Here is a 23,591-nt window from a genome sequence, read left to right as displayed (position 1 = left end):
GCAGCTTATTAATGTCGGGACAAAATCACACCGTCGTTATTGTTATAACGTTCTGTTGCTTCCTTGACGACGTCACTTCCCCCTTTCTGCAGCCATTCCTCCACCACCTTCGGATAGTCGGAAATCGGCTTTTTTCCGTATACCATATTGATCACATGCGTCAATATAACTGGTGGCAATTTATCTCCACCTGGGGTGATGTCCGGGTTTTTCTGATAGCCTTTTACTTGCGGTTCAAATTGAATCCCGTCGCGTCCCTCATTCGCAAGTACTGTGTCGTAGAGCTTCATCAAATCTTTTCCTTCGGGTGTGAGACTAAGCGCACCTTTATTGTAGGTAGTATCCTGTACGAACCACAGCAGGATTTGACGGAACGTTTCTTCATCAACTTCATCAGCTGTTTTCGGTCTGTTATAGTTAATATTTCCGTTCTCTACAGTGTAGTTTTCCCCTTCAATTCCGAAGGTAAAAAACTTCTCCGCTTCGTCACTAACCATCCAGTTGAAAAACTTGACGATCCCGGCAGGGTCTTTCGCATTCTTGTTAATTAAATACGCTCGCGGCACCGTACCGACAAGACGAAGTCCCCCCTTACCGTCTGGCCCTGTGGGCGAGGCGATCAGCTTCATTTTACCAGTAGGCACCTGTTCTCTTAGCTGCTGATCCCATTGGATCAACAGGTTCGCATTCATGTTCCAGATGCCCGCCTTGCCTGCAAGAATATCGTTCTTAAATTTCGTGGGATTAATTGTGACGAATTCCTTGTTGATCAGTCCTTCGTCGAACATTGTCTTGTACGTTTGGATCGTCTTTTGCATATTTTCGATATTCATAAATTTCGGGACAATTTGATCCCCTTGTTTCATAAAGAAATTAGCAAAGGTATCGTAAGATCCGAAGAACATATCCGAATATACAAAGTCCTCCCGGCCCATATAAGGATTCTCCACACCCAGCTTCTTAAAAGCACGCATGACATTCAGGAAGTCATCTACTGTTTTAGGCTCTGGCAGCCCTGTTTGTTCCAAAAGATCCGCACGAATCCAAGTTGCACGGCGTGACGGATTGGACAGCCATTCCGGAATCGCATAGATATTACCTTTCGCATCGGTCTCCTTCTCCCATGCCTCCTTCGGGACTTTCTTGAGAAGATACTGCCCATACTGCTCAAGCAATTCATTTAGGGGCATGAATACTCCGGCCTCCACGGAACCTGCCAACTGAGGGTTCGTCAGCCCAGAGCTTGCTTGCACGACATCCGGAATGTCGTTGATCGCGAACATTTGAATCATTTGCGAATCAAAATTTTTCTGCTGCATCAAACGGATGTTAAGATCTGTATTTGTAAGTTCCTCCAGCTTTTTGACCCATTTGTCATCATTGATATTCGGATGATTGTCTGCATACGAAATGTTTCCGCTCCGGAACGATATGGAGAAAACAGTGGTTTTTTCCGGACTCTCCCCTGCTTGTTCTTCTCCCCCCTTATTAGAAGAGGAACATCCATTCATAGAGACGGCTAATAATGAAACTCCCACCATGGTAAGCATCCAACGCTTCATTTCCATCAACTCCCTATTATAAAATTGGGGACACTTCGGTAGAATGACTAGAAGTTCGGAGGGGTTCGATCATGGGCCGCAACAGCTTTGCTAAATGCTCGCTCATTAGCGTGTGTCCATAATCGGAAGGATGAATAAGATCGGAGGTCAGCGAGGTTAGATCGCGCATGACTGATGCGCCATCCAGCAGATGTAGTTGTGGATGTTTATTGCTCTCACAGTAACGAAGCAGCACTTCGTTAAAAACCGCCTCTTGGACATGAAGAAGATGGCCTGTATCAAGAAAATACGTTGCACGATTCGGATAAATCGTAGTAACGAACACAGGTTTGTCAGGATGATTTTTGATAACCCGGTCCAGCATGTAAGACACTCTACGCTTGAATTCCTCGGGAGACACTACAGCACGCATATTGACACCAAGTTCCAGAAACAGAAAATCCCAATCCTCACGTTCAGCCAGATGATCGGCAACTACGTCCTCGCAATAACAAGATCCGCTAAGCGCAAGATTTAGCACATCCACACCAAGTCTGCGCGCTGTCTGCTGTAAGTAACCATTGAAATGATGCGTGGATCCCGCGCTCTGGCTGATGGAAGATCCATAGGCGAGCATCGTAAGCTTCGGTACCTCTTCCGGTCTAGGCGCACGTACTTCACAACCAAAAGCATCCACATCGTAGTAAACAGCTCCGAAACGATCAAAATGCAAACGCCATACGTTAGAGGAAAATCCAGACTGATTCAGCCGCTTACTTGATACCTCTGTAAAACGTTCCGGCTCCTCCAAGTGCAGAGTGGTTACCGTACCCGCCTGCAGAAAATGCTGAGAATGAAAAAAATCCCCTCTGCATACCACAACGCGGCCGTTACTATCATTCGATCCGACAGTGACCCTAACATGCTTGGATTCGGTGACAAACCGCAATTCGCAGCCGTTCGATTGTATAGCTTTGGTTCTTCCTTTCTCTGACAAGCCATTGCGCACATGCTGTGGAAAACGCTGGAGATGCAATCCAGATTGATAGGGTTTATGAACCAGCTCCGAAACATTGTGAAAATAAACGCCTTCCTTTTCCATCTTTGCAGCTACACCACCTTAATAAAATCGAGTTCGCGTTAACTCATACCTGACTTCTATTGCATCATATAATAACAACAAAAGCATAGTCAACAAGTTTTTATGTTTATTATGAGTCATATATGAGTCAATTCTTGTGCAACAAACAAATACTTCAACATACCAAAAAGCACAGATTCAGAATTGAACCTGTGCCGGGATTTTCACATAAACTTTCAGTCCTCAAGAGTGCTGAGTCTCCTGATTTACCGCATTCAATATTTCCTCAAGTCTGCGGCATAACTCGTCGTTGTCCAGTAGACCTGAAACAAACATCATGATATCACGTTGAATCTCTTTCAACTGGAGGTTGCTCAAACCCAGCTCTGTAACCAGACGATAGGTAGGGAAGATCTCACGATAAAGCTGAAAACGGGCCGGACGATACCCCACTTCCTCGCCTTCCCAATCCATCACCAAACGGTTGGCTGCAATATTCAGCGTCTTGCGCCTAATGATCAGTTGCGCCTCGTGTGAGGTGAGAAAATCAACGAGCAGCATGGATGCATCCTTGTTCTGTGATTTGCTGTTAACCGCCAGTCCATTTATAATCAGCAGCGTATCAGCATTTTGCAGCCGCGGCAATGGAGCAATATCGAATGCCAAATCGGATTGACGCAATTGATTCAAGAAGTAATAGGTCGTCATTATCATGGACACTTTGCCTTGCAAGAACAAGGCTTCCGCATCCGCATCGCTCTCAGACAATACAGCTGGAAATACATCTTTCATGCCTATCAGCTTTCGGATGGTTCCTAAACTGTCGAGTAGCTTTGAGCCGCTGAACCGGTATTTCCCTTCGTCATCCTGTTCTGCCGCAAACGTTGTGCCGCTTTGAAGCAGGAACAACGGCCACCGGTTACGAGAAGGCAAATAAAAATAAAAACCATACCAGTCATGACCTTCAGCTACCTTTCGACCATTAGCAAACAAATCGTCCCAGGTCCAGCTACTGTCTGGTGGTGATACGCCGGCTTCCTTAAAGTGCTGTTTATTATAACAAAGCACGACTGGAGAATAAATGAAGGGGCGAACGCGATTACGGTCACCATACCGGAACGGGTCGGAAAGAAAACGATACGTGTCCGGCTGTTCCTCCATCGGCTCCAGCAGCTCCGTACAGCCTTGCTCCAAAAAATCCTGATAATTGTTATTATTCATCAGTACGACATCCATGATTTCCGACTGCAAATATTCCTTCAAAGATGTCGAGTAGTTTCCTGAAGACAACTCGAGCGGCTGAACGTCGATATGCGGATAGCGTTTGCCGAACTCATTCAGTAGCTCTTGCATCTCTACAAGCTTGGGGATGGTGTTCACATATCCGAACTTGATCGTCGTTCTGCCTTCCTCTACCGGAGGAATTACCCGATTGCCAACACGCGGAATTTTCTCAATTAAGCCTTCATCCACCAGCACCTTAAGCCCGTTGCGCACAGAAGCGTTACTAAGTCCGAAGCGCACCTCTAAGTCGCTTTCTGAAGGAAGATAACTGCCGATCGCTATACTTCCCGAATGAATTTCATGTCGTAAGGTTTGAATCATTTCCTCTAGCCTGATACGGAAAAATTTTCTGCTATTCCTTTTCTGCATTGGGTTTCCTCGCCATCTTCCGATTAATCGAGCCCATAGGGACAAGTTTATATAGTATTCATCATACTGAAATCCTTTGGGAACGACAAGTATCGGAGTCTGGCCCCATATAGCGTATGTTCTGCACCCACGGTGTCATACAGATCGGTCAATACACCGTAATCCTCTTAATACCCCATATAACTCTCCAAACCGGCTGGATCTATAATGAGCATTTGCTTGTTTCCGATTAGCTCAATAAGACCTGAATCTTCAAACCTTGAGAATTTTCTGCTAATAGTTTCGCGGGTGACCCCAACATAACTGGCCAGCTCTTCACGAGACAACGGAAGGTCAATATGAATATGAGTGCCACGCTGCTTACCATATTTGTCGCTGAGTTCCATGATCATATAAGCAATTCGTATTTCGGGATCTTTGGTCGCCAGGCTTTGCGCCAGATTTTCCGTATGGGCTAGTCTTTTGGTCACACTCTTCAGTAGCCTGAGCGAAATATCCGGATTATCCCTCATCAGCTGCTCCATATCCGTTCGGGTCAGCATGCAAATGTTAGTGTCTTTCAGAGCATAAGCACTGAAGTTACTCAGCTCATCGCTGTTAAAAATGCTCAGTTCTCCGAAAAAGTCTCCATTCGTCAAGATGTGCAAAATTTGTTCCTTGCCCTCAGGAGTTGTTTTGGATAATTTAACATGCCCTCGCTGAATAATGTACAGCGTATCTGACGGCGCCCCTTCCAGAATTAAAGGTTGACCTTTAGTAAACTTACGATGCTTGATCATAGCGCTGATCCGGGAGAGATCGTCATCGCTTAACGCAGCAAAAATAGGCACCTTGCGGGTACAAGGTTCAGCAGCGTATTGGCAAGAATACTCCTTCATAACTGTCCCCCCTGTTGTTCATTTTTTTGTACAACTCCTACTTTCCTTTAGGATACAGAAGTTTTTTTATCTTCAACCGGCGCAAAATGACTGGTATCTTCACCGCATACCGGACAGACCCAATCTTCAGGCAAATCTTCAAATGCAGTGCCTGCAACAACATCCTCATCGGGATCGCCTAATGCCGGATCATAGATATAACCACAGGGTAGACAAATGTATTTTTTCATCTTTATCATCTCCTAAAAAGTTAATAGTTTAGTTCAACCTGGTTTGTACTTCAGCCATAATCTCCTCGATGCTACTCCCGTTAACATCGATCCCCTCAAGGGAGATGCCATACTCTACAGCGGTTTTATACCCAAGAGAAGCAGCTGCACCTTGCCAGGATATCGCACCGATCATTGTGTTATCTTTCACATATATACGCGTATACGCCCCATTGTCATCTCCGCTTACCGCCGTATCGCAACACTGTTCATCCACGTTGCCTATCGAAAATAAAGAGATACCAAAGGCGGTAAACAAGGTAACCGGAACAGCTCTACGATACGCCGTCAGATTGGCGACCATATTACTGCCGGCAATCCTGCCCTGCTCAATCGCTCCGCCCCACAGTCCTTCCACATGCCCGTTAATTTCAGCCACATCTCCGGCTGCATACACATGCGGATCATTTGTTTGCATTTGTTCATTTACGATAATGCCCTGCCGGACTTGAATATTCGAGCCACTTACCAGTTTCGTATTCGGTACAATACCAATAGAGTAGACTACATGGTCACAGGAAAAATGAGATTGGTCGTGCAGCGTAATTCCGGTAACATACTCAGTTCCTGTTATAGACGCTACATCAGCTCGAAGAATAACCTTCACACCTGCTTGTTCAAGGTTCTCTTTAAGGAGCTGTGAGGATTTCTCATCAAGCTGTCTGCCCATCAACCGGTGAAAAGCTTCGATCACCGTTACCTGATATCCAGCTTCATGCAGCGCCCAAGCGGTTTCGATTCCCTGCACTCCCCCACCGATTACGGCTACATGGCTGCCATCCTGCAGGTTTTCTTTCAATCTGTCCGCGTCGTTCATATCCCGGAGGGTATGAACATTGTTCAGGGCGAAGCCCTCAAGGGAGATTGCACGATTCTTCGCTCCCATACACAATAAAAGCTTATGATAAGAAACACTCTGCCCATCTTCTGTCACAACTATTTGCCGGTCCGGGTGGACAGAACGGATTCGGGTCGAGGTTTTTACGGAGATACGGTTATCGCGGTACCATTTTTCCTTTTTAATCAGCACCTTCTCACTGTGCAGGTCGGTAAACAGCCCTTTGGTCAGCTTAATCCGGTTATAGGGCAGTTGACTTTCCTCCCCGAGGATCGAAATTTCCGATTCTGCGTCTTGATCACGGATGGCTTTGGCGGCATGGACGGCGGCTACTCCTCCGCCAACAATAACGTAATGTTTTGTCATCCTATGTTCCTCCTCCCTAAAATGAACTCAGCAGCAAATCCGAAACAAATTCAGCCGCATTTTTAATTTTTTGAACTTTCTCAGGCTCTTTCGGGGAAAATCTGATTCGTACAGGGAACTCTACATGTGTCATCCCCGTGGTTTTAATAACCTCAGATGTGCTTTGCACCGTCATGTTTGTTCCATTCAGATAATCCTGAATGACTTCAATGGCTTCACCACTCCAGCCGTAGGAGCCAAAGGCTGCAGCAAGTTTACCTTCCAGATTCATATTGTGCAATTCTTTCAGAATGTTCTCCAGGTTCCCAATCATGTCCGCGTATTTAGTGGAGCTGCCAATAAAGACCGCGTCCGCTGACGTTATGCTGTTCAGAATATCAGTGGCACTACTTTTATCTGCATCCCAGACCTCTGTCTCTATATTATTTTCCTGCAAGCAATCCTGTATGATTTTGGCCATCTTCTTGGTACTGTTTTTGATGGTGGTATATACGATGGTTGCCTTTTTTCCTTGCGTCGTTTCACGGCTCAATGTGGCGTACATCCCGATATATTTACGTATGTCCTTCCGGATCACAAATCCATGGGAAGGAGCGATCATCCGGATCTCAAGATCCTTAACAGCCTCTAACAGGGTTCTTACATATCTTCTGTGAGGATGAATAATTGCTGCGTAATAGCCCTCGAAATCTTCCGTAATATCAAACCCGGCTTCATCGCTGAATAGATTCTCCACCGCAACATGCGTGCTGAAAATATCACAAGGAAATAAGATTTGATCTTCGATACAATAGGTGATCATCGTTTCTGCGGTATGGAGATGCGGTGTTTCTTTAAACAGCAGCATTTTCCCGCCAATATCCAGCTTATCTCCGTCTTTAACCACCAGGAAGTTCCGGCTATGAAGCTTGTACATTTCCTGCAATTCGGGAACAGCAATCTCGGTGCATACGATCGTGGCATTTGCAGCCTTGGCAGCGAGAGCTGCCAGTCCACCAGAGTGATCAGGCTCTGTATGATTAATTACAATGTAATGGATATCTAGAAGATCAATCATTTCACCCAGACACTCGGCATATTCACGTCCGAATTCCATGTCTACGGTATCAATGACAGTTGGCTTACCTGTTTTTAATAAATAAGAATTATAGGTAGTTCCTTTTGCCAGAATCAGGCGGTGAAATGGAACCTGGCGGTTATCGATTTTGCCTATCCAGTAAGTATCCTCGGCGATTTTTTTGAATTGTGTACTCATTTCTTTAACCTCCAATGTTTGATTGATAATGTTTATCAACAACCTTATTTTATTATGGCTGCCAAACAAAAAAGAGGATTTGAATCAAATTATAAAAGTTTGAAAAAAATGAATACCTTAAATTTAGACGATCTAAATAAAGTGATTATGCGTTGAGTCACATTTTAAATAAAAAGCCACACAAATGTTTGCACTTCGCCTTAAAGAAAGAATAACCCATAACAACTTTATGCCATATCCTAATGAAAATAATAAAAAGGTGGATATCCATGACTGAAATACAAATAGCTGCTGTGGGAGATCTAATGGTCAAACGTTATATTATTTCGGATGCTAAACAGCCTGACGGAACCTATTCGTTCAGCCCCCTGTTTGCAAAAGTAGCTCCTTATCTGAAACAGGCTGATTTGACGATTGGCAATCTCGAAACCACCTTTGCTGGAAGCGGCCCCGAATGCCGGAAAAGCCCCCGATCAGGCGGTCCGATATTCAAATGTCCAGACGAACTGGCCCCTGCACTTAAGGAAGCCGGATTCGACGTATTAGTAACGGCCAACAATCATTGCATGGATTATGGTGCCCCGGGTCTGGTTCGGACGTTACGAGTTCTGGACCGTAATGGAATCGACCACACGGGAACAGCTAAATCATTAGAAGAATCCAAGAGAACGCTTATTAAAAACGTCAAAGGAATTACGATTGGCATCCTCTCCTACACAGCAGGAACTAACCGAATTCCTGTACCAGTGAGTAAGCCATGGCTGGTTAATCGGATATCTACGCCCAAGATCATTCGGGAGATTCGAGATTTAAAAAAGAAAGTCGATCTAGTCTTGCTTTATCTGCATTTCGGAAGCGAATATCGTTACACTCCAAACAAGAGGCAAAAAGAGCTGGTCAATCTCTTTTTTAAAAATGGCGCCGACATCATACTGGGGTCTCACCCACATGTTCTTCAACCGTTAGCACTTCGTGGAAAAAAACAATTCGTTATTTACTCATTGGGGAATTTTGTTTCTACTAAACTAATGAATATTCCTTATACACAAAGCGGTATCATTCTTACGCTTAAAATAAAGAAGGATGAAAAAGGACACACGAGTATAACTAACGTAGGTTACATCCCGACTTGTGTAGATCGAAGAATAAAAAGCGGCAGGAAAATTACAGAGATCATCCCCATCCGCGACGCATTAAAGAGAAGCGACACCGACATAAAAACAGAGCGGCGAAATCTCATGAATCGAATGTTGAAACATACGACAACAATCTTAAAGAGGGAATAGAGTCGTTACAGAAAAATAACGTTCCGCGGAATTTACCGCGGAACGTTATAGATTTAGACCTCAAAACTGTGTTTGGGTTTAGCGTAAACGATCAGGCATCATTAATTTAAGGAATTCTAGAATACCATTCTCTACTACAAGTTCTTCTCTATCTTGATCAGCAAGTACTCTTCTGATGAGATCTTCTTTACCCTCCAGTACTTTACTTGTCCAATGAGGATCAATGATAAGAGACCGTCCTACTGCTACTAATTCAGCATTTGTCAACGTGTCCTCTGCGTCCTGTTTGGTACGGATATCTCCTACCCCAATTAAAGGTATACGGCCATTGATTTTCTCATGCACATATTGCAGGATTGATTTTTCTTTAAAATCTTCTGATGCAGATACTTTCTTGAAGTCCCCTAATGAAATATGCAGATAATCCAGCTTTTTATCAGCTAATTTATCAATGAGATAAAAGGTATCGGTGATTTTAATTCCAGGCTCTTCATATTCTTCTGGAGAAAAACGATACCCGACAATAAAATCCTTAACCTTTGAATTGTCAACGACAGCAATAACTGCATCCACTAATTGGTTAATGAAATTAAATCTTTTCTCTAAGCTTCCTCCCCATTGATCTTCACGACGGTTGGAGTGTGGAGAGAAGAATTGTTGGATTAAATATGTGTTTGCTCCATGAATTTCTACCCCGTCAAATCCAGCTTGAATAGCACGTTGAGTCGCTTTTTTAAAATCCTCAATTACACCGAAAATTTCATCTTCTGTTAATGCTCTTGGAATTTCTGCATTCGGGCGTTCGGCAGCAATGGCGCTGGAGGAAACGGGTTGTACGCCACGCAATATTTTTGAATCTGTCATTCTTCCTGCATGGAATAGCTGTAAAATAGCCTTTGTTCCATTTCGTTTAATAGTAGATGCTAATCGGCTGAGGCTAGGAATAAATTCATCGGAGGAAACACTAAGTTCACCTTCCCATCCTTTTCCACCCTCTTGTACATTTGCTGCCGCAGTGATGACCGCACCTACTTCGCCCGTTCTTAGCGAATAGTATTTCAATTCATCTTGTGTTACTACACCGTCATAAAAGCTCATTCGAGTGGTCATTGGAGCCATAACCACTCGGTTTTTTAATGTCAGCCCTCTGCGAAAAGTTAATGCTGTGTCTAGTGCTATCATCTTTTTCCCAACTTTCATTAAATTATATTTAGATAAATTATTATATACATGCGCATACATATAAATTACAGCAATGATTTATTCTTGTCAACTAATAAAGAACTGCTGTTGGATACAACAAAAAGCGCTGTTCCGCTGAACAGCGCTTTTCGCTCGTTATGAATCGTCCTTATTATTCTAGTTCGGCCGGTTTTACAATGGCTGCACCTTTATTATTTTTGGAATATTTAGCTTCGATTTTCGTGGTGTATGTATCTTTGGCTCCATCACTTACCAGCACATAACTCAGATCGACTATCAGCTTTTCCGTTTGCCAGGTCTTAGTATTGACGAATAATTTCCACGTTACGCTTTTGGGTTGAACTGTCTCTCCATCCCAGAGGTTCTCCTGGTCATAGAGTTTGATTATCCCCTTAGCTGCTGTCGGATCGGTTACCGTGAATTGTAAGACTGTTTGTGCGCCAGCAGTGCTGACTTTCATGGATTTTTTATAACTTTTGACCGAATCAAGCATGGAAACAGGATCGTATTGGCCTTTAGAGTAAAAGGCATCCCATTCCGTTTTCTCCAGTCCAAGCCAATATTGTGCATCAGGATCGATTGGCTCCCCGTCATCGTCGTAACCTTCATCTTCAGATTCATCGATCAGTTCACTTCCGTCTACAAGATAGTAAAACTCCTTGTCATTGGCATATAGACTGTACGATGTTTCTAAAAGACTACTAGCGACAGTGCCTGCTGCGGCAAAATTCGGCAGACGGTTGATATCCAGCTTCAGAGTGTTGGTGTTGCTGATACGCACCCCGCCGCTTTGAATATCCTGTTTTTTGGTCACATCCAGATGGAAATTCTTTATTGCTTTGGAGGCTGCCGTTACTTTGCTGATCATCTGATCCGCGGTTACTACTGTTGAGGTAGCTGCTGACACTACTCCTGGATTAGACATCCATCCGATCGTTCCGGACAGCAATAAAGCACCTACTGCCAAACTAGTACCTATTGTTTTGAAAAAACTGTTCATGTACTTCCCCTTTCGGCCCCTTGCGATAATGTAACGCCGTATAGGTCGAAATAATAAAAGAGCTCAAAATAGACTACATATTCTTAGAGCTATCCTTTATGCTTCATAAGACATCCCTATGGCGGCCTGGCGATCATTTCCTTCTGTCGAAAGGCTTTAGACCCATGGCTTTGTGTCATCATCTTTCGATGATTTTACCTTTAACGCGGACATTCAATTAGTTTTAATAGATTACGGACGCATGTCCCACCGCTAATTTTATCATGGTTATAATTACCTGTAAACGACTTATCTTCCATTCGAATTCGCTATGATACTCAGAAGAAATACTACAATCAAAATGAAAAATGAACGATTACATACGCTTATAAGTCTTATTAATGAGAACAGCAAAGACAGGGGGTGCAGCAAAATGAGTGACCGGGAAATTTTCGAGCTCTATAAAGAACAAGTATATTATTTTTGTTACTACTTAATGAAAAATCAGGCAGATGCGGAGGATATTTCCCAAGAGGTATTTGTAAAAGTTATCTTAGCGGATAAGTCGAAGGTAAGAAACTTGAAAGCTTGGATTTTACGAATTGCTTCGAATGAGTGCAACAGTGTGATCAAAAGGCGTAAGACGGGGTGGATGAAAGAAGTACGTAATTATTTACTATCCAGGTCTGAGGAATCAAACCCTGTAGAAAAACGTTTGGATCGACAGGAAACTAAAAAAGAATTACAAGGGTTATACAGTCAGCTTCCTGACAAAATCAGAATGGTAGTAGTCCTTCGTTTTATAAACGAATTGACTGTACCCGAGATCTCTAAAGTTATGAGCATACCCGAAGGAACTGTAAAATCCAGACTGAACAAGGGACTTAAAATACTAAATAGAATGGGTGGAACCCAACTAAAGGAGCTGAATAGTAATGAGTCTGTATATTGAAAAAGATAAACATATTCCCCGACCGGATTATGATTTGATGTGGACTGCCATAGAACAAGAAGCATATACACGTCAAAGAAATCAGCATGCCTCCCAGAATACTCCTAGGTCTAATAAAAAGGTTATTCCTATCAGTATTGTCTTCTCTTGCCTCTTACTTGTAGCCATTCCTGTATTCGCTAGTATGACGATTAATTGGGATAAAATTGGTGGTCGAAGTGTGAGCAATGCATTAAATAACGGCATCGGTCAACAGTATAATCTTCAAACTTCCAGTTCAGGAGTAACAATGAATTTGAACGGTGTTGTAACTGATGGAGAAAAAATGAAAATGCTGTTATCACTTGATACTAAATCTGATCTATCCAAATATACTGGATTTGCTACAGAGGAAAACATCATGACTAGTGAATCCGGTGCCAAGGCAAAGGTATACGGTTATTTAGAATACGATCCTGAAAGCCAGAAACTCATTGGAGTATATGAGACACCTGATACATTAAAGGATGATAAAAAGGACTACAGGTTTGAAGCACGGAATCTCATTTTTTACAGTGATCGGAATATTCCCTTACAATCTAATCATCAAGCAGGGGATACTATCAATACTGGAGTTAAGCAATATCCAAGCCTTCAAATCGAATCCGTTCGACATGTTTCCAATCAAACCATTATCCGTTACAAAGTCGCTGCATCACCATCTGACTTAGGACGGGGTAATCCACATTTGGTAGTTAGTACTGGTGGTCAAAAGAATGAAGCAATTCCAACCATCATGCCTAACGAAGGATCGGATTTATTTATTGAACAGGTTTTCAATATAACTGAATCAGATTGGAAGGAAGCTAGTCTTCATTTTAGTTACATTGAAGAAGCGAAACGATTTTCAGGTACGTGGAAGTTCGATTTTAAAGCAGATGGAAAAAAAGCAAGTGAGGCGATTTACACTAAGAAACTGTATAACAGTCCTGAATTTCAAGAAAAGACCGGCATAACCTTAGATCAGCTAGTAGTTACCCCTTTGGATATCCAAATTCTAATAGATGAAAATGATTCGCTTAAAAAAGGAATTGTCCACTATAATACCGCTCAGTTGGTTATAGGTGATCAAACAATCACTGGGGGTTGGAATTTGAAAGGAGATCATTCCGAAAGCTACCAGCATTTATTTCAATTCGAATCTCCGGAATGGTATAACGACTGGTCCGATGTTCCAATGAAACTTATATTAAAGGATGCTGTCATTGAGAAACGTGATACTACTAAGAATTGGATCACTATAAACAAACCTAAAGAAGAAAAGCAGTTCACTTCACTTGATGTCGATGGGTTAAAAATTGAATTCACTTACTATACTGAGGGCGAAAATTTGATTGTCGAATCAACATCCAAATCTTCTGGCTTCAAAAGCGTTAACCAAACTACGTTACGGATTAATGGCAAAGAAGTGGTGCCTGAAATTACACCTAAGGGCATGATATCTACAGGAACTAATATTGATAGCTACAAAGATATCCCTTTCGACGAAAAAATCGAACTGAACCCTGGTATCTATAAATATAGCGATCCTAGCCGGAACGAGGAAATTAAACTTTAATGCAGGAAGTTAATCTATGTCCCGCCCTTTCTAGTTAATCCTAAGGGCGGGTTTATTTATGGATAAAATCATTTCTGTTTAGGTATCTCTTTTATTTCCTTCACAACAAAAAAAGCATAGAACGGACTCAAGTCCGCTTTATGCTTTCCATTATTAAGATAAACAATATTTAACCAGCGCATCTCGCACACCATGCTCGTTGTTAGACCCCGTGACAGCATTCGCTGCCGCTTTGACCTCAACCGGAGAATTATCCATCGCAACGCCCATACCCGCGTATGTAAGCATAGAAATATCATTAAAATAATTACCGATCGAAAGAACTTCCTCTTGCGGAATTCCCAGCTTCACAGCCAGATTCTTTAAGGCGTTGCCCTTGGAGGCTTCCGGATGCATCAAGTCAACGAAAAATTCACCACTGCGCAAAATATTGTACTCATGGGTCCAAGTACGCCATTCACGTTCAGCTTCGTCAAGGATTTCTGGTTGTGTAAATACAGTAAACTTAACAACCGGTTCACGGAAATCTTCCCATGCTGGCAGTGTAGCCGGCACGATACGGAAGTGTTCATACATATAATTGGCTTCTTTGGTCAGGTTTTCTACATTATCTACATACATATCAAAAGCCGTATTCACATCATAATGAATATCATGCTTTCTACAATAATCAATATAAGGGTCAAGACCACGAGCATCCATACCGTATTGATGCAGCACTTCCCGATCTTTCACACGAACCGTAGCAGCTCCATTATGACCCAGCACATAACCAGACAGCCCCATTTCCTCCATAAAAGGAATCGAGTTCTGCGGACTGCGGCCGGTACATAACACGATTTGTCCTCCAAGACGTGTAACCTCAGCAATGGCTTCTTTATTCTCAGTGCTCAAGTGGTGATCATCATTCAACAGTGTACCATCTACATCTAGTGCAATCAGTTTGTATCTCATACTCCCACCATCCTTGTCTTTCTTTTTCTATATATATTGAACCTGGCTATTTGAGTTAAGTTTCAGTCGCAACTGCGGTGAATATTTGGACTTCCAGCCGCTGTTGTTTCCAGATTTCTTGATTTATACCGTTTACTAGTGGTTGAAATCCGGAAACAAAGGCGGCCGCTATCGCTCTTACAGTTCCAAATTTCCCCTCCGCCACTCCATTCCCTTATCCCAAGTTTCCAAATTCAATTTATATACCATTTTTTCTCTATATTATTGTTCTGATGCTTCTGTACTTAAGAGTGCCAGTTCCTCTAGCGTAAGTTCACGACTAGCTCCCAGTGGCAGGCTTTCATCCAGCTTCAATTCTCCCATAGATACTCGTTTCAGAAAAGTGACTTTTTTGCCGACAGCTTGGAACATTCGCTTCACCTGGTGAAACTTTCCTTCTGTGATGATCAGCGAAATATGTGAGATTACTTTACTGCCGCGTTCTCTTCCCAATATAGTTAGCTGTGCAGGTAAAGTAACATATCCATCTTCCAGCTCGACACCTGCCGCAAAAGCCGCTACATCGTCTGCATCTACGTCTCCCTCAACTGTTGCTTCATACGTCTTAGGGACATGCTTGCGTGGCGATAGTAGCTCGTGAGCAAGCTTTCCATCATTGGTGAGCAGAAGCAGCCCTACTGTGTCCTTATCTAACCTTCCTACAGGAAAAGGTTCAAACTGTACATATTCCTGCTTTAAAAGATCCAGAACGGTCCGATCCCGCTTGTCCTCTGTTGCCGACAGAACTCCCGGTGGCTTATTCATCATAAGATAAATAAATTCACGATAGGTAACAAGCTCGCCGCCAACCACAATTTTATCGTGATACGGGTCTACATGAAATCCACTATCCTTGACGACTGCACCATTCACGGTAATTAAACCTTGCTTGGCTTGTTTACGAATATCGCTGCGTGATCCTACCCCCATATGGGACAATACTTTATCTAAACGCTGCTTTTTTGCAGTTTTCCCTGATAGGCTCATTCTTACATCCACCTCCAGCCTGCGGGATATTCATTCTTGAGCACACCGTCCTGCCACTTCCCCCAGCCTGCACTATAACCATCTATGCAGACCAGTACGTATCCTTTTTGGGTAGTTCCTATTTTAATAGAGAGACGTTCTTGACTAATCAACAATGTCTCTCCTTTAAGATAGGAAATAGCTTCATTACTCGTACTGGAAAGTGAGACACTTCGGCAGCTCTCTTCAGGGTGTAACGCGGTAGCCATTGGATGTCCTGGGATAAATCTGCCGTTACGGACATGTCCTACATACCATCCTGGACGAATCGCCTTTAATCCATTTAATCTTTCCTTAGGTAGTGGGGAGATGTACAGATGATCACCGAAGAAAATCGGATACCCTTTTGGCTCCCAGCCAAGCTGGTCTTTTATAAAATCTCCATATGCAGCCAAGGCTTGCTCTTCTCCTGAACCTTGACGGCCACGTTCAGCGCCAGCAGCAGATTTATTAGAGAACTTACCTTCTTTCCCTCGTCTGGCTTCTGGTTTGTTTGCGGATTTAATATGAGCAGTGCCTTTTTTATTCGTATTCCGTGTAACTGCACTCAACTTAACTTCGGCTTGATCACGTTCCTCTGCAGATACCTTTGGCCCCACATGCTGCAGCACAGCCATGAAATGTCCTTCACCTTTTACTTTATGCGGCCATAGTCTTGCTGTCCCTGATAGTTCTCCAAAACCAGGAGCAAATGAGCCAGTGCCTCCAACTGTAATCACCGAAAACTGTGGATGTTCAGAAATAAACTCCGATATAATTTCTTCATTTTCTTCTGTAGCAAATGTACAGGTTGAATAGACAAGTGTACCTCCCGGTGCCAACGCTGTTGCAGCAGAACGTAAAATATCCCGCTGCATGGCTGCATATTTGGCAGGTGTACCTGAATCCCACTGCTTCACCATGTCTTCATCTTTACGGAACATCCCTTCACCTGAGCAAGGAGCATCAATCAAGATTTTGTCAAAATAAAGCGGGAATGCCGCTGCAATATGATCTGGACTTTCGTTTAATACGATACCGTTGCGCACCCCATATAGCTCTAGATTTTTGGCTAAGGCTTTCGTGCGTTCTGGATGAAGATCATTGGTAACCAACAAGCCTTCTCCTGAGAGCTTGGCAGAAATCTGTGTGGATTTGCCCCCAGGTGCAGCGCATAAATCAAGGACACGATCTCCTGGCTGTACATCAAGCAGTTCCACAGGTGCCATAGCGCTTGGCTCTTGAATGTAATACAATCCCGCGTGATAATGTGGATGTTTACCTGGTCTGGCCCCATCCTCTGTATAGAATCCGGTTGGACACCACGGAATGGGTTCCAGCTCTAAAGTGGAAAGAGCTTGCAATTTCTCCACTGAAATTTTCAAGGTATTAACACGAACGCCTCCGTTAGGGGTCTCCTTGTACGAATCCGCAAATTGATTATAATCCGTTCCCAGCAAGTCCATCATACGCTCGCTGAAAGAACTGGGCAGTTGTGCCGCCATGATGCCGTCCTCCTGATAGTACTGCTAAAATTTAGGTGTTTAAAGATTCAAGGAACACCCTTACGGGTGTCCCTTTGGCAATACTCATTTATAGAGGATCATTATTTACGATGAGAAGAGGTCGGTCTTTGAGGACCTCGTCGTTGAGGATTATTCGGTGTGATCACCTCAGCCGCAGAGTTCACTTCATCCGCTAGACCTTGATCAATGATTTCTATAGTCAGATCATAATAAGAAAATGGCTGCTGCTCACACGACTCCATGCGGCGAACATAATCCTTCACTTCCACCACTAGCTTAGCCAAATTAATGCCGAGTGTCACTGCTGAATATTCTTCCAGCTTGGCAGCAGCCCCGCTTAGCATAATCGTTGCACCACGCATATTATTATTGCGGCAATGGTACAACCCAACAGCTACTTGGAGAAGTGCTTTGTACAATGGGTCGCGTTGCTTGGCAAGCCATAGCTCTTCGAGCACCTCGTGACATTCGAAATAATCCCGGTCACGATTAAAGTACACTAGATACGCCAAGTACAACGGATCATAAGCCATCCGGCAAACTATCCTTTTTAGCTGCGGAGAGAAGTCCCCGTACATGATCCAGAAGCTCCTTCATCGCTTCCATGTCCTGAGCCTGCCATATTTCGTTAAATCGAGCCTGAGTATCTATAGCCTCATTCACCAAATGATAGAAATACAATTGATGAATAGATTTGAGAATTTGAGTCGTCATATTCGAGTTTTCCTCGAAGGTCTTTTGTGCTTCCAGGATTTCATCACGAATACTGGACATTTCGCTGTCCAAGATGGAGGCTGCTTCAGCTGCGGTTTTCAGGCGCACTCGCATTTCATCCGGTAAGCTTTCCCGATATTTATAATTCAGAGAGTGCTCTATGGTTGCCCAGAAATTCATAGCTAGTGTACGAATTTGGATCTCTGCGAGCACTATTTTTTGTCCCAGAGCTGTCTGCACAGGATATTTAATAATCATATGAAAGCTGCGATACCCGCTCTCTTTATAATTGGTGATGTAATCCTTCTCATACAGGACTTCAAGATCCTTACGAGCCCGGATATATTCGGCCACTCTGCGGATATCCTCCACGAACTGGCACATAATCCGGATCCCGGCTATATCTTCAATGCCTGTCTCCAGATCCTCCATCTTCACATTCAGGCGCTTAGCCTTCTCCAAAATGCTTGACAGCCGCTTTACACGACCAGTTACGAATTCAATCGGCGTGTATTCCTCTCTTTTCTTCAACTCCGAACGCATTGTTTTGAATTTAACTTTCAATTCTTCCACAGTCTGTTCATATGGAAGCAAAAAAGTTCCCCAGTCCCTGCCGTCCATCGCCTTCGTCCTCCTGTCCTTTCGACTCCTTCAATCAGTGATGATCAGCACCCACTGCTTCAGAGATATGACTGAATCCGTCCCGCCGTAAGAGCTGCCGTAATCCGGCATGCAGCCTGCGGTTAACCTCCGGTCCTTCGTAGATGAGTGCTGTATAAATTTCGACCAGACTTGCGCCTGCTCTTATCTTGTCATACGCATCCTGACTGGTGAATATGCCCCCTGAACCTATGATCGGCATCTTCCCTTCAGTCTGGCGATAAATCCTACGAATGATTTCCGTTGACCGGTCACGAAGTGGCTTACCGCTTAATCCACCTGTCTCATTAGCCTTTTCATGACTAAGTCCATCCCGGTTCAATGTAGTATTCGTAGCAATAATACCATCCATACCAGCTTCTGTCAGTGATTGAACCATATACTCCAATTCAGAATCACTTACATCTGGAGCAATCTTAACCAACAAGCTCTTATTCATGCCGGTGGCTTTACGCTGAATCTCCATTTCTTCCTTTACTTGTGCTAGCAGGAACGCTAATTCGCTGCCATGCTGGAGACTGCGCAGCCCCGGTGTATTTGGTGAGCTGATATTGACCACAAAAAAATCACCGTACGGATAAAGCGTACGGATACACTGACGATAATCTTCATGAGCCGCTTCATTACTAGTTATTTTATTCCGTCCAATATTTACTGCTATTGGAACTCTGCGATTTTTTAATTTTTTTAGACGCTCTGCCATAGCGTCAGCCCCTTCGTTATTGAAGCCCATACGATTGATCAGAGCTTCATCAGAGGGAAGACGGAACAAACGTGGGCTATCATTTCCCGGTTGACCCTTAGGGGTAACCGTCCCCACTTCCATAAATCCGAATCCGATCGAAGAGAATCCAGAAACAGCCTCGGCATTCTTATCCAAGCCTGCTGCCAGTCCAACTGGAGTCGGAAAATGTATGCCAAACAGATCAACTGCTAAATCTGCCGTTTCAGGAACGCCATACATTAAACGCAATGCCGCGCTTCCCCCTGGAACTGATGATGATTTATCCAATCCACCTATGACGAGATGGTGAGCCTTCTCAGGGTCCAGCTTAAAGAAAATTGGTTTACCAAAATTACGATACAACACCGTTCTCGCTCCTTAAGGGGTACTTCACTAATCCACGTGTCTACCCGATTCTGTAGGTTTCTTCTTAATTTTAGCCTTTTCTTGAACAAAAGAAAAGCATTTTACCCTGTAAGTGTGCAGAGGCTTAACCCAAAGTATAGTAATTTTCTTGTAAACGCATTACAATATAGGGGTAATCAGCGATTAAGAGAGAAAGAAGGTATGCTGGATGTCAACTAAACGTAAACCACCAACTTTGCAGCAAAAGAAAGAAGAAGTTAATCGTAAAGCGCTAATGTGGATCGGCGTAAGTTTAACTTTACTAATTCTTCTCATCATCGTTCTGTTTATAGTTGCCGGGAACTAATTCAGCCAGTGGTATACTTTGTGGGGGTTGGTCTGATCATACGGAGCAGCAGGGTTGAAGCGTTTCGCCGGCAGCAGCTGCTTGTCAGGCAGAACCCCTTTACTAATCACCACTTTTGTTCCTTTTGGAATCATAGCGAATAGTTCTTCCACATCTTCTCGACTCATCCGAATACAGCCAAGGGATTCATCCTTGCCGACACTTTCTGGCTCATTGGTGCCATGAATAGCATAATTACTATCTGAAAGTTGTAGTCCGCGGCTTCCGAACTCCCCATTATCATGACCGTTTGGATTGACCACTTTATCTGTAATGATGAAGTTGCCTTCCGGGGTCTTGTCTCCCCCAAGCCCTACCTCATAATTTCGTAGAATAACAGAGCCGCTGACTACTGCCAAGCGGTGTTTTTGTTTATCCACAATCACTCTAAGCGGCTGGTCAAAAAAGGGAACACCCTTCCCACTACTTGCACTCTCACTTAGCGCTGTCGGTATGACCATTCCCGCCTCAGCAGTTGAGCTTGGAGGCTCACCTGCAACTTCCGGTGTACCCAGTGCCTTAGCAGTTGCTATTTCCTTAAGAGATTTGAACTCACGCTTCATAACTGGTGTCGTCCCGCCAATCCAATTTTCCGGAAAAGGTCTGGTCAATTCCGCCAAAGAAGCCGGAAGCTTGCCTTTATGATTCTGATAAGACCTCATTGCACTCCATAATGTAGCTAGCTCCTCTTGATCCCCCTGCCACTTAGCTGCATCCACCGCAAGTTCCCCTTGCTCTGGCGGTTCGCATGCACATGCCGCTGGATCATAGGATTGGTATACCAACCGTCCGTTCCCATTCTTCTGCAGTGTGGAATTAAGCGGAAGCTTCTCTTTCCACAGCAGCCACTTCCCTTCCCGCTCCATGCCCAAAATAGCAGCTTGAAACGGTTCCTCGCGCATTAGCATAGTTGCCATCAGCTTCCCTGACGAAGCAGAAGCTCCACTCTCTTGCGCTGTATACATCATTTTTCGTGCCTCTAGAACGGGTTCCTTCTCAACATCTTTTTGATCAAGCGGATCTTTAACTTCAGAAGTAACCGTGTCTTGGACCGTATCCTGATCTCCCGCAATATCTAGACCCGGAGCCACAGCCGATGGCACCATAACCAGTAATAGAAGCATCAGCCCAAGCATAATGTAGCGGAATCTTTGCTGCCTTCGGTCCCGCTGGCGGCTTGCCTGAAGCAGCCCTTCCTCATATTCCCGTAGCGTTTCCGCAGGCACCTTACTATGCTCGAAAGCTTCATATACTTCTCCAGCCTGATTGAAGCAATAGTTAGCTTTCCCCTGTTGACCGTTCTTATAGTATTCCTTACCCAGCAAGTACCATGCCATCTTATTGTCTGGATGCATCTGTACATATGCTTTGAGGTGTTGAGAATTTTTCATCGGAACCTCCGAAATTTTATAATTCCATCCTACATTAATATCGGTCAGACATCGCAAAAAAGACATCCCTAGCTGAACAAAAGTTCGCAGGAGATGTCTTTATGTTGTGCTAGAAGTTACAAAATCCCGGCTAATTAGCCCTCTTTGTTAAAAGGCTCATCCGCAATTTTAATAGAGTCGGTTGGGCATCCATCACAAGAATCCTGGAGATCATCAAACAAATCATCCGGAATCGCTGTGATGCCGTGGTTTCCGTCATTTTCATAAATAACTTCTGCCAAACCTTCGTCATCGTAATCAAAAATATCAGGAGCCGTTGCGCCACATGCACCGCAAGCGATACAAGTGTCTTTTTCGACCCAAGTGTACTTAGCCATTTTATCTCTGCCTCCCGTTGAACAATACAGCGCTGTTGTACCAGCGTCTTATATTTTCTCATATTAATATAAAAAGAATACAATTTCAATCGATTTTCAATACGTTTGCATTTCTGACGCATTCTACGGCATCTATTTTGACATGTCATAGAATGTTCTTGTTACTCTTTATCAGACTCGACAGATAGAAGATTATCCTTTTGCAACGAAGTGCCACGTTCTTTATGATTGCGGAGCCTTGCAGAGTGAGAATCGCTTAACATCCCGGCGGTCAACACTGCATTTTCACCGAATTTATTACGTAGCATGTCCATAGTCTTGTTAAGAGACTCTTTCTTAGGCTGACGTTCGTAATCGAACAAATCAAGCTGAATGGCAGAATCCTCTTTAGCAATCAAGCCCTGCAGGGTCACACCCAGCAGCCGCACAGGCTTCTCCCCATTCCAATGACGAACATATAGATCGCAGACGGACTTGTAGATATCCTCCCCACTCTCCGAAGGAGCCTCTAGCTGACGCGAACGGGTTATGGTCTTCATATCGGGTGTCCGAATGGTCAGCTGCACCCCTGAGGCAACAAGTCCTTGCTTACGCAAGCGCCGGGCTACCTGATCACTTAAATTCAACAAAATCGGTCGTACCTCAGCAAGACCTATGACATCCCGCGGCAATGTTGTGGTGTGTCCAATCGACTTACTCTGCTCCCGCTCAGGATTAACGATCCCATGATCAATACCGTTGCCAGCACGCTTTAGCCATGAGCCCATAACTCCGAAATTCTCAACCAGCATATTTTCATCAGCCGCTGCTAATTGACCAATACTGTAAATGCCCAGTTTGCGGAGCTTTTCTGCTGTTTTTCCACCAATGCCGAACATTTCGTTACAAGGCTTGTCCCATAAAATCTTAGGCACATCCCGCAGTCGCAGCACTGAAATACCGTTTGGCTTTTTTAAATCGGAAGCCATCTTCGCAAGCAGCTTATTGGGAGCGATCCCCACTGAGCATGGCAAGCCCAATTCTTCCATTATACGGCGCTGAATCGTCTCCGCTATTTCCATGGGTGTACCGAATTGTCTGGAGCCAGTTATATCAAGGTAACATTCATCGATGGACACTGCTTCCAGTAACGGAGTATAGCTATATGCAATCTGCATAAAAGCATTAGAATATTTGCGGTATAAATGGAAGTCCGGTTTAATAACGATAAGCGATGGACAAATACGAAGCGCCTTCTGAACCTGCATTCCCGTCGAAATCCCCATTCTGCGGGCGACGTAGGAACAAGTCACTATGATCCCTTTCCGCAATTCAACACTACCCGCAACCGCAGTAGCTTTGCCTCTATATTGGTCAGGGTCCTCTGCCTCATGCACAGAGCAGTAAAAAGCATTCATATCAACATGCAGGATAACCCTGCCACTCGTTGGATAATACTGATCAACATTCTGCACAATATCTACCTTCTTATCCTCAGGTTTTCTATTGTCCAATTTAGAATAACTCTCCGCTGCGGTTAGGTCAACTTAAGAGGCTGTAAAGTTCTTTGTTA

At 43.8% G+C, this 23,591-nt stretch carries 22 protein-coding genes and 1 riboswitch; of the genes, 4 read left to right on the top strand and 18 right to left on the bottom strand.

Annotated features, from left to right (window positions below):
- Window positions 1-8: 8 nt before the first annotated feature.
- The 7 genes from MHB56_RS24715 to MHB56_RS24685 all read right to left on the bottom strand — a co-directional run bounded on the left by MHB56_RS24715 (window position 9) and on the right by MHB56_RS24685 (window position 7,881).
- Complete coding sequence (locus MHB56_RS24715) at window positions 9-1,562, bottom strand: extracellular solute-binding protein (RefSeq protein WP_341144108.1); 1,554 nt, start codon at window positions 1,560-1,562, stop codon at window positions 9-11.
- 16 nt (window positions 1,563-1,578) lie between these two features.
- Window positions 1,579-2,643, bottom strand: a complete 1,065-nt coding sequence (locus MHB56_RS24710; RefSeq protein ID WP_076280258.1) for an SGNH/GDSL hydrolase family protein — start codon at window positions 2,641-2,643, stop codon at window positions 1,579-1,581.
- A 222-nt stretch (window positions 2,644-2,865) separates the two neighbouring features.
- Window positions 2,866-4,275: an extracellular solute-binding protein gene (locus tag MHB56_RS24705; protein ID WP_340975609.1), complete on the bottom strand. Its 1,410-nt coding sequence runs from the start codon at window positions 4,273-4,275 to the stop codon at window positions 2,866-2,868.
- 167 nt (window positions 4,276-4,442) lie between these two features.
- A complete protein-coding gene (locus MHB56_RS24700; RefSeq protein ID WP_051491610.1) occupies window positions 4,443-5,153 on the bottom strand; it encodes a Crp/Fnr family transcriptional regulator in 711 nt (236 codons plus the stop codon).
- Window positions 5,154-5,200: 47 nt separating this feature from the next.
- A complete protein-coding gene (gene rd / locus MHB56_RS24695; RefSeq protein WP_076130123.1) occupies window positions 5,201-5,383 on the bottom strand; it encodes a rubredoxin in 183 nt (60 codons plus the stop codon).
- 28 nt (window positions 5,384-5,411) lie between these two features.
- Window positions 5,412-6,626, bottom strand: a complete 1,215-nt coding sequence (locus MHB56_RS24690; RefSeq protein WP_341144107.1) for an NAD(P)/FAD-dependent oxidoreductase — start codon at window positions 6,624-6,626, stop codon at window positions 5,412-5,414.
- Between the two features lie 16 nt (window positions 6,627-6,642).
- On the bottom strand, window positions 6,643-7,881 hold the full coding sequence (locus tag MHB56_RS24685) for an FprA family A-type flavoprotein (RefSeq protein ID WP_341144106.1): 1,239 nt from the start codon (window positions 7,879-7,881) through the stop codon (window positions 6,643-6,645).
- Between the two features lie 269 nt (window positions 7,882-8,150).
- Between MHB56_RS24685 and MHB56_RS24680 the strand changes: the two genes are divergently transcribed.
- On the top strand, window positions 8,151-9,167 hold the full coding sequence (locus tag MHB56_RS24680) for a CapA family protein (protein WP_076130122.1): 1,017 nt from the start codon (window positions 8,151-8,153) through the stop codon (window positions 9,165-9,167).
- A 78-nt stretch (window positions 9,168-9,245) separates the two neighbouring features.
- Here MHB56_RS24680 and MHB56_RS24675 read toward each other — a convergent pair whose 3' ends face one another.
- Window positions 9,246-10,409 carry an NADH-dependent flavin oxidoreductase gene (locus tag MHB56_RS24675; protein WP_339172987.1) on the bottom strand — a complete coding sequence of 388 codons (1,164 nt, stop codon included), beginning with the start codon at window positions 10,407-10,409 and terminating at the stop codon, window positions 9,246-9,248.
- 112 nt (window positions 10,410-10,521) lie between these two features.
- Window positions 10,522-11,370 carry a DUF6612 family protein gene (locus MHB56_RS24670; protein WP_076301216.1) on the bottom strand — a complete coding sequence of 283 codons (849 nt, stop codon included), beginning with the start codon at window positions 11,368-11,370 and terminating at the stop codon, window positions 10,522-10,524.
- A 117-nt stretch (window positions 11,371-11,487) separates the two neighbouring features.
- Window positions 11,488-11,579: riboswitch (cyclic di-GMP riboswitch) on the bottom strand.
- 203 nt (window positions 11,580-11,782) lie between these two features.
- On the opposite strand from MHB56_RS24670, the gene MHB56_RS24665 reads away from it, so the two are divergent.
- Window positions 11,783-12,301, top strand: a complete 519-nt coding sequence (locus MHB56_RS24665; RefSeq protein ID WP_076301217.1) for an RNA polymerase sigma factor — start codon at window positions 11,783-11,785, stop codon at window positions 12,299-12,301.
- Window positions 12,285-13,898: a DUF4179 domain-containing protein gene (locus MHB56_RS24660; protein ID WP_341144105.1), complete on the top strand. Its 1,614-nt coding sequence runs from the start codon at window positions 12,285-12,287 to the stop codon at window positions 13,896-13,898. Before MHB56_RS24665 ends, MHB56_RS24660 begins: the two co-directional genes overlap by 17 nt.
- Before the next feature lie 153 nt (window positions 13,899-14,051).
- On the opposite strand, the gene MHB56_RS24655 is transcribed toward MHB56_RS24660, so the two are convergent.
- The 6 genes from MHB56_RS24655 to MHB56_RS24630 form a co-directional block, all read right to left on the bottom strand.
- A complete protein-coding gene (locus tag MHB56_RS24655; RefSeq protein WP_036689337.1) occupies window positions 14,052-14,852 on the bottom strand; it encodes a Cof-type HAD-IIB family hydrolase in 801 nt (266 codons plus the stop codon).
- 261 nt (window positions 14,853-15,113) lie between these two features.
- The gene (locus tag MHB56_RS24650; protein WP_076280959.1) at window positions 15,114-15,878 is read right to left on the bottom strand and encodes a pseudouridine synthase; all 765 of its coding nucleotides are present in this window, start codon (window positions 15,876-15,878) and stop codon (window positions 15,114-15,116) included.
- Between the two features lie 2 nt (window positions 15,879-15,880).
- Window positions 15,881-17,401, bottom strand: a complete 1,521-nt coding sequence (locus MHB56_RS24645; RefSeq protein ID WP_339281916.1) for an RsmB/NOP family class I SAM-dependent RNA methyltransferase — start codon at window positions 17,399-17,401, stop codon at window positions 15,881-15,883.
- A gap of 101 nt (window positions 17,402-17,502) precedes the next feature.
- The gene (locus tag MHB56_RS24640; RefSeq protein WP_076130116.1) at window positions 17,503-17,955 is read right to left on the bottom strand and encodes a DUF309 domain-containing protein; all 453 of its coding nucleotides are present in this window, start codon (window positions 17,953-17,955) and stop codon (window positions 17,503-17,505) included.
- Window positions 17,945-18,757 (bottom strand): GTP pyrophosphokinase, encoded by an 813-nt coding sequence (locus MHB56_RS24635; RefSeq protein WP_036689325.1) that lies wholly within the window; start codon window positions 18,755-18,757, stop codon window positions 17,945-17,947. Before MHB56_RS24635 ends, MHB56_RS24640 begins: the two co-directional genes overlap by 11 nt.
- Window positions 18,758-18,791: 34 nt before the next feature.
- Window positions 18,792-19,886: a quinone-dependent dihydroorotate dehydrogenase gene (locus tag MHB56_RS24630; RefSeq protein WP_036689322.1), complete on the bottom strand. Its 1,095-nt coding sequence runs from the start codon at window positions 19,884-19,886 to the stop codon at window positions 18,792-18,794.
- A 208-nt stretch (window positions 19,887-20,094) separates the two neighbouring features.
- On the opposite strand from MHB56_RS24630, the gene MHB56_RS24625 reads away from it, so the two are divergent.
- The gene (locus MHB56_RS24625) at window positions 20,095-20,232 is read left to right on the top strand and encodes a hypothetical protein (protein WP_167348489.1); all 138 of its coding nucleotides are present in this window, start codon (window positions 20,095-20,097) and stop codon (window positions 20,230-20,232) included.
- On the opposite strand, the gene MHB56_RS24620 is transcribed toward MHB56_RS24625, so the two are convergent.
- The 3 genes from MHB56_RS24620 to MHB56_RS24610 all read right to left on the bottom strand — a co-directional run bounded on the left by MHB56_RS24620 (window position 20,229) and on the right by MHB56_RS24610 (window position 23,532).
- Window positions 20,229-21,662, bottom strand: a complete 1,434-nt coding sequence (locus tag MHB56_RS24620; protein ID WP_340975600.1) for a L,D-transpeptidase — start codon at window positions 21,660-21,662, stop codon at window positions 20,229-20,231. The two genes, MHB56_RS24625 and MHB56_RS24620, sit on opposite strands and share 4 nt — an antisense overlap.
- Before the next feature lie 134 nt (window positions 21,663-21,796).
- A complete protein-coding gene (locus MHB56_RS24615) occupies window positions 21,797-22,039 on the bottom strand; it encodes a ferredoxin (protein ID WP_036689316.1) in 243 nt (80 codons plus the stop codon).
- A gap of 161 nt (window positions 22,040-22,200) precedes the next feature.
- Window positions 22,201-23,532 carry a DNA polymerase IV gene (locus tag MHB56_RS24610; protein WP_282579938.1) on the bottom strand — a complete coding sequence of 444 codons (1,332 nt, stop codon included), beginning with the start codon at window positions 23,530-23,532 and terminating at the stop codon, window positions 22,201-22,203.
- Window positions 23,533-23,591 lie beyond the last annotated feature (59 nt).

The sequence above is a fragment of the Paenibacillus sp. FSL H8-0315 genome, from assembly GCF_038005365.1.
GTDB classification, from domain to species: domain Bacteria; phylum Bacillota; class Bacilli; order Paenibacillales; family Paenibacillaceae; genus Paenibacillus_AQ; species Paenibacillus_AQ odorifer.
Note: the sequence above shows the minus strand (reverse complement) of the source record. Positions and strands in the feature narration are given on the sequence as shown.

Bases quoted from the DNA above. Each gene is read 5' to 3' on its own strand.
- MHB56_RS24715 (WP_341144108.1), bottom strand. From the start codon at position 1,562: ATGAAGCGTTGGATGCTTACCATGGTGGGAGTTTCATTATTAGCCGTC.
- MHB56_RS24625 (WP_167348489.1), top strand. From the start codon at position 20,095: ATGTCAACTAAACGTAAACCACCAACTTTGCAGCAAAAGAAAGAAGAA.
- MHB56_RS24645 (WP_339281916.1), bottom strand. From the start codon at position 17,401: ATGGCGGCACAACTGCCCAGTTCTTTCAGCGAGCGTATGATGGACTTG.
- MHB56_RS24700 (WP_051491610.1), bottom strand. From the start codon at position 5,153: ATGAAGGAGTATTCTTGCCAATACGCTGCTGAACCTTGTACCCGCAAG.
- MHB56_RS24615 (WP_036689316.1), bottom strand. From the start codon at position 22,039: ATGGCTAAGTACACTTGGGTCGAAAAAGACACTTGTATCGCTTGCGGT.
- MHB56_RS24680 (WP_076130122.1), top strand. From the start codon at position 8,151: ATGACTGAAATACAAATAGCTGCTGTGGGAGATCTAATGGTCAAACGT.
- MHB56_RS24705 (WP_340975609.1), bottom strand. From the start codon at position 4,275: ATGCAGAAAAGGAATAGCAGAAAATTTTTCCGTATCAGGCTAGAGGAA.
- MHB56_RS24690 (WP_341144107.1), bottom strand. From the start codon at position 6,626: ATGACAAAACATTACGTTATTGTTGGCGGAGGAGTAGCCGCCGTCCAT.
- rd (WP_076130123.1), bottom strand. From the start codon at position 5,383: ATGAAAAAATACATTTGTCTACCCTGTGGTTATATCTATGATCCGGCA.
- MHB56_RS24675 (WP_339172987.1), bottom strand. From the start codon at position 10,409: ATGTATGCGCATGTATATAATAATTTATCTAAATATAATTTAATGAAA.
- MHB56_RS24620 (WP_340975600.1), bottom strand. From the start codon at position 21,662: ATGAAAAATTCTCAACACCTCAAAGCATATGTACAGATGCATCCAGAC.
- MHB56_RS24655 (WP_036689337.1), bottom strand. From the start codon at position 14,852: ATGAGATACAAACTGATTGCACTAGATGTAGATGGTACACTGTTGAAT.
- MHB56_RS24665 (WP_076301217.1), top strand. From the start codon at position 11,783: ATGAGTGACCGGGAAATTTTCGAGCTCTATAAAGAACAAGTATATTAT.
- MHB56_RS24670 (WP_076301216.1), bottom strand. From the start codon at position 11,370: ATGAACAGTTTTTTCAAAACAATAGGTACTAGTTTGGCAGTAGGTGCT.
- MHB56_RS24660 (WP_341144105.1), top strand. From the start codon at position 12,285: ATGAGTCTGTATATTGAAAAAGATAAACATATTCCCCGACCGGATTAT.
- MHB56_RS24710 (WP_076280258.1), bottom strand. From the start codon at position 2,643: ATGGAAAAGGAAGGCGTTTATTTTCACAATGTTTCGGAGCTGGTTCAT.
- MHB56_RS24650 (WP_076280959.1), bottom strand. From the start codon at position 15,878: ATGAGCCTATCAGGGAAAACTGCAAAAAAGCAGCGTTTAGATAAAGTA.
- MHB56_RS24635 (WP_036689325.1), bottom strand. From the start codon at position 18,757: ATGGACGGCAGGGACTGGGGAACTTTTTTGCTTCCATATGAACAGACT.
- MHB56_RS24685 (WP_341144106.1), bottom strand. From the start codon at position 7,881: ATGAGTACACAATTCAAAAAAATCGCCGAGGATACTTACTGGATAGGC.
- MHB56_RS24640 (WP_076130116.1), bottom strand. From the start codon at position 17,955: ATGGCTTATGATCCGTTGTACTTGGCGTATCTAGTGTACTTTAATCGT.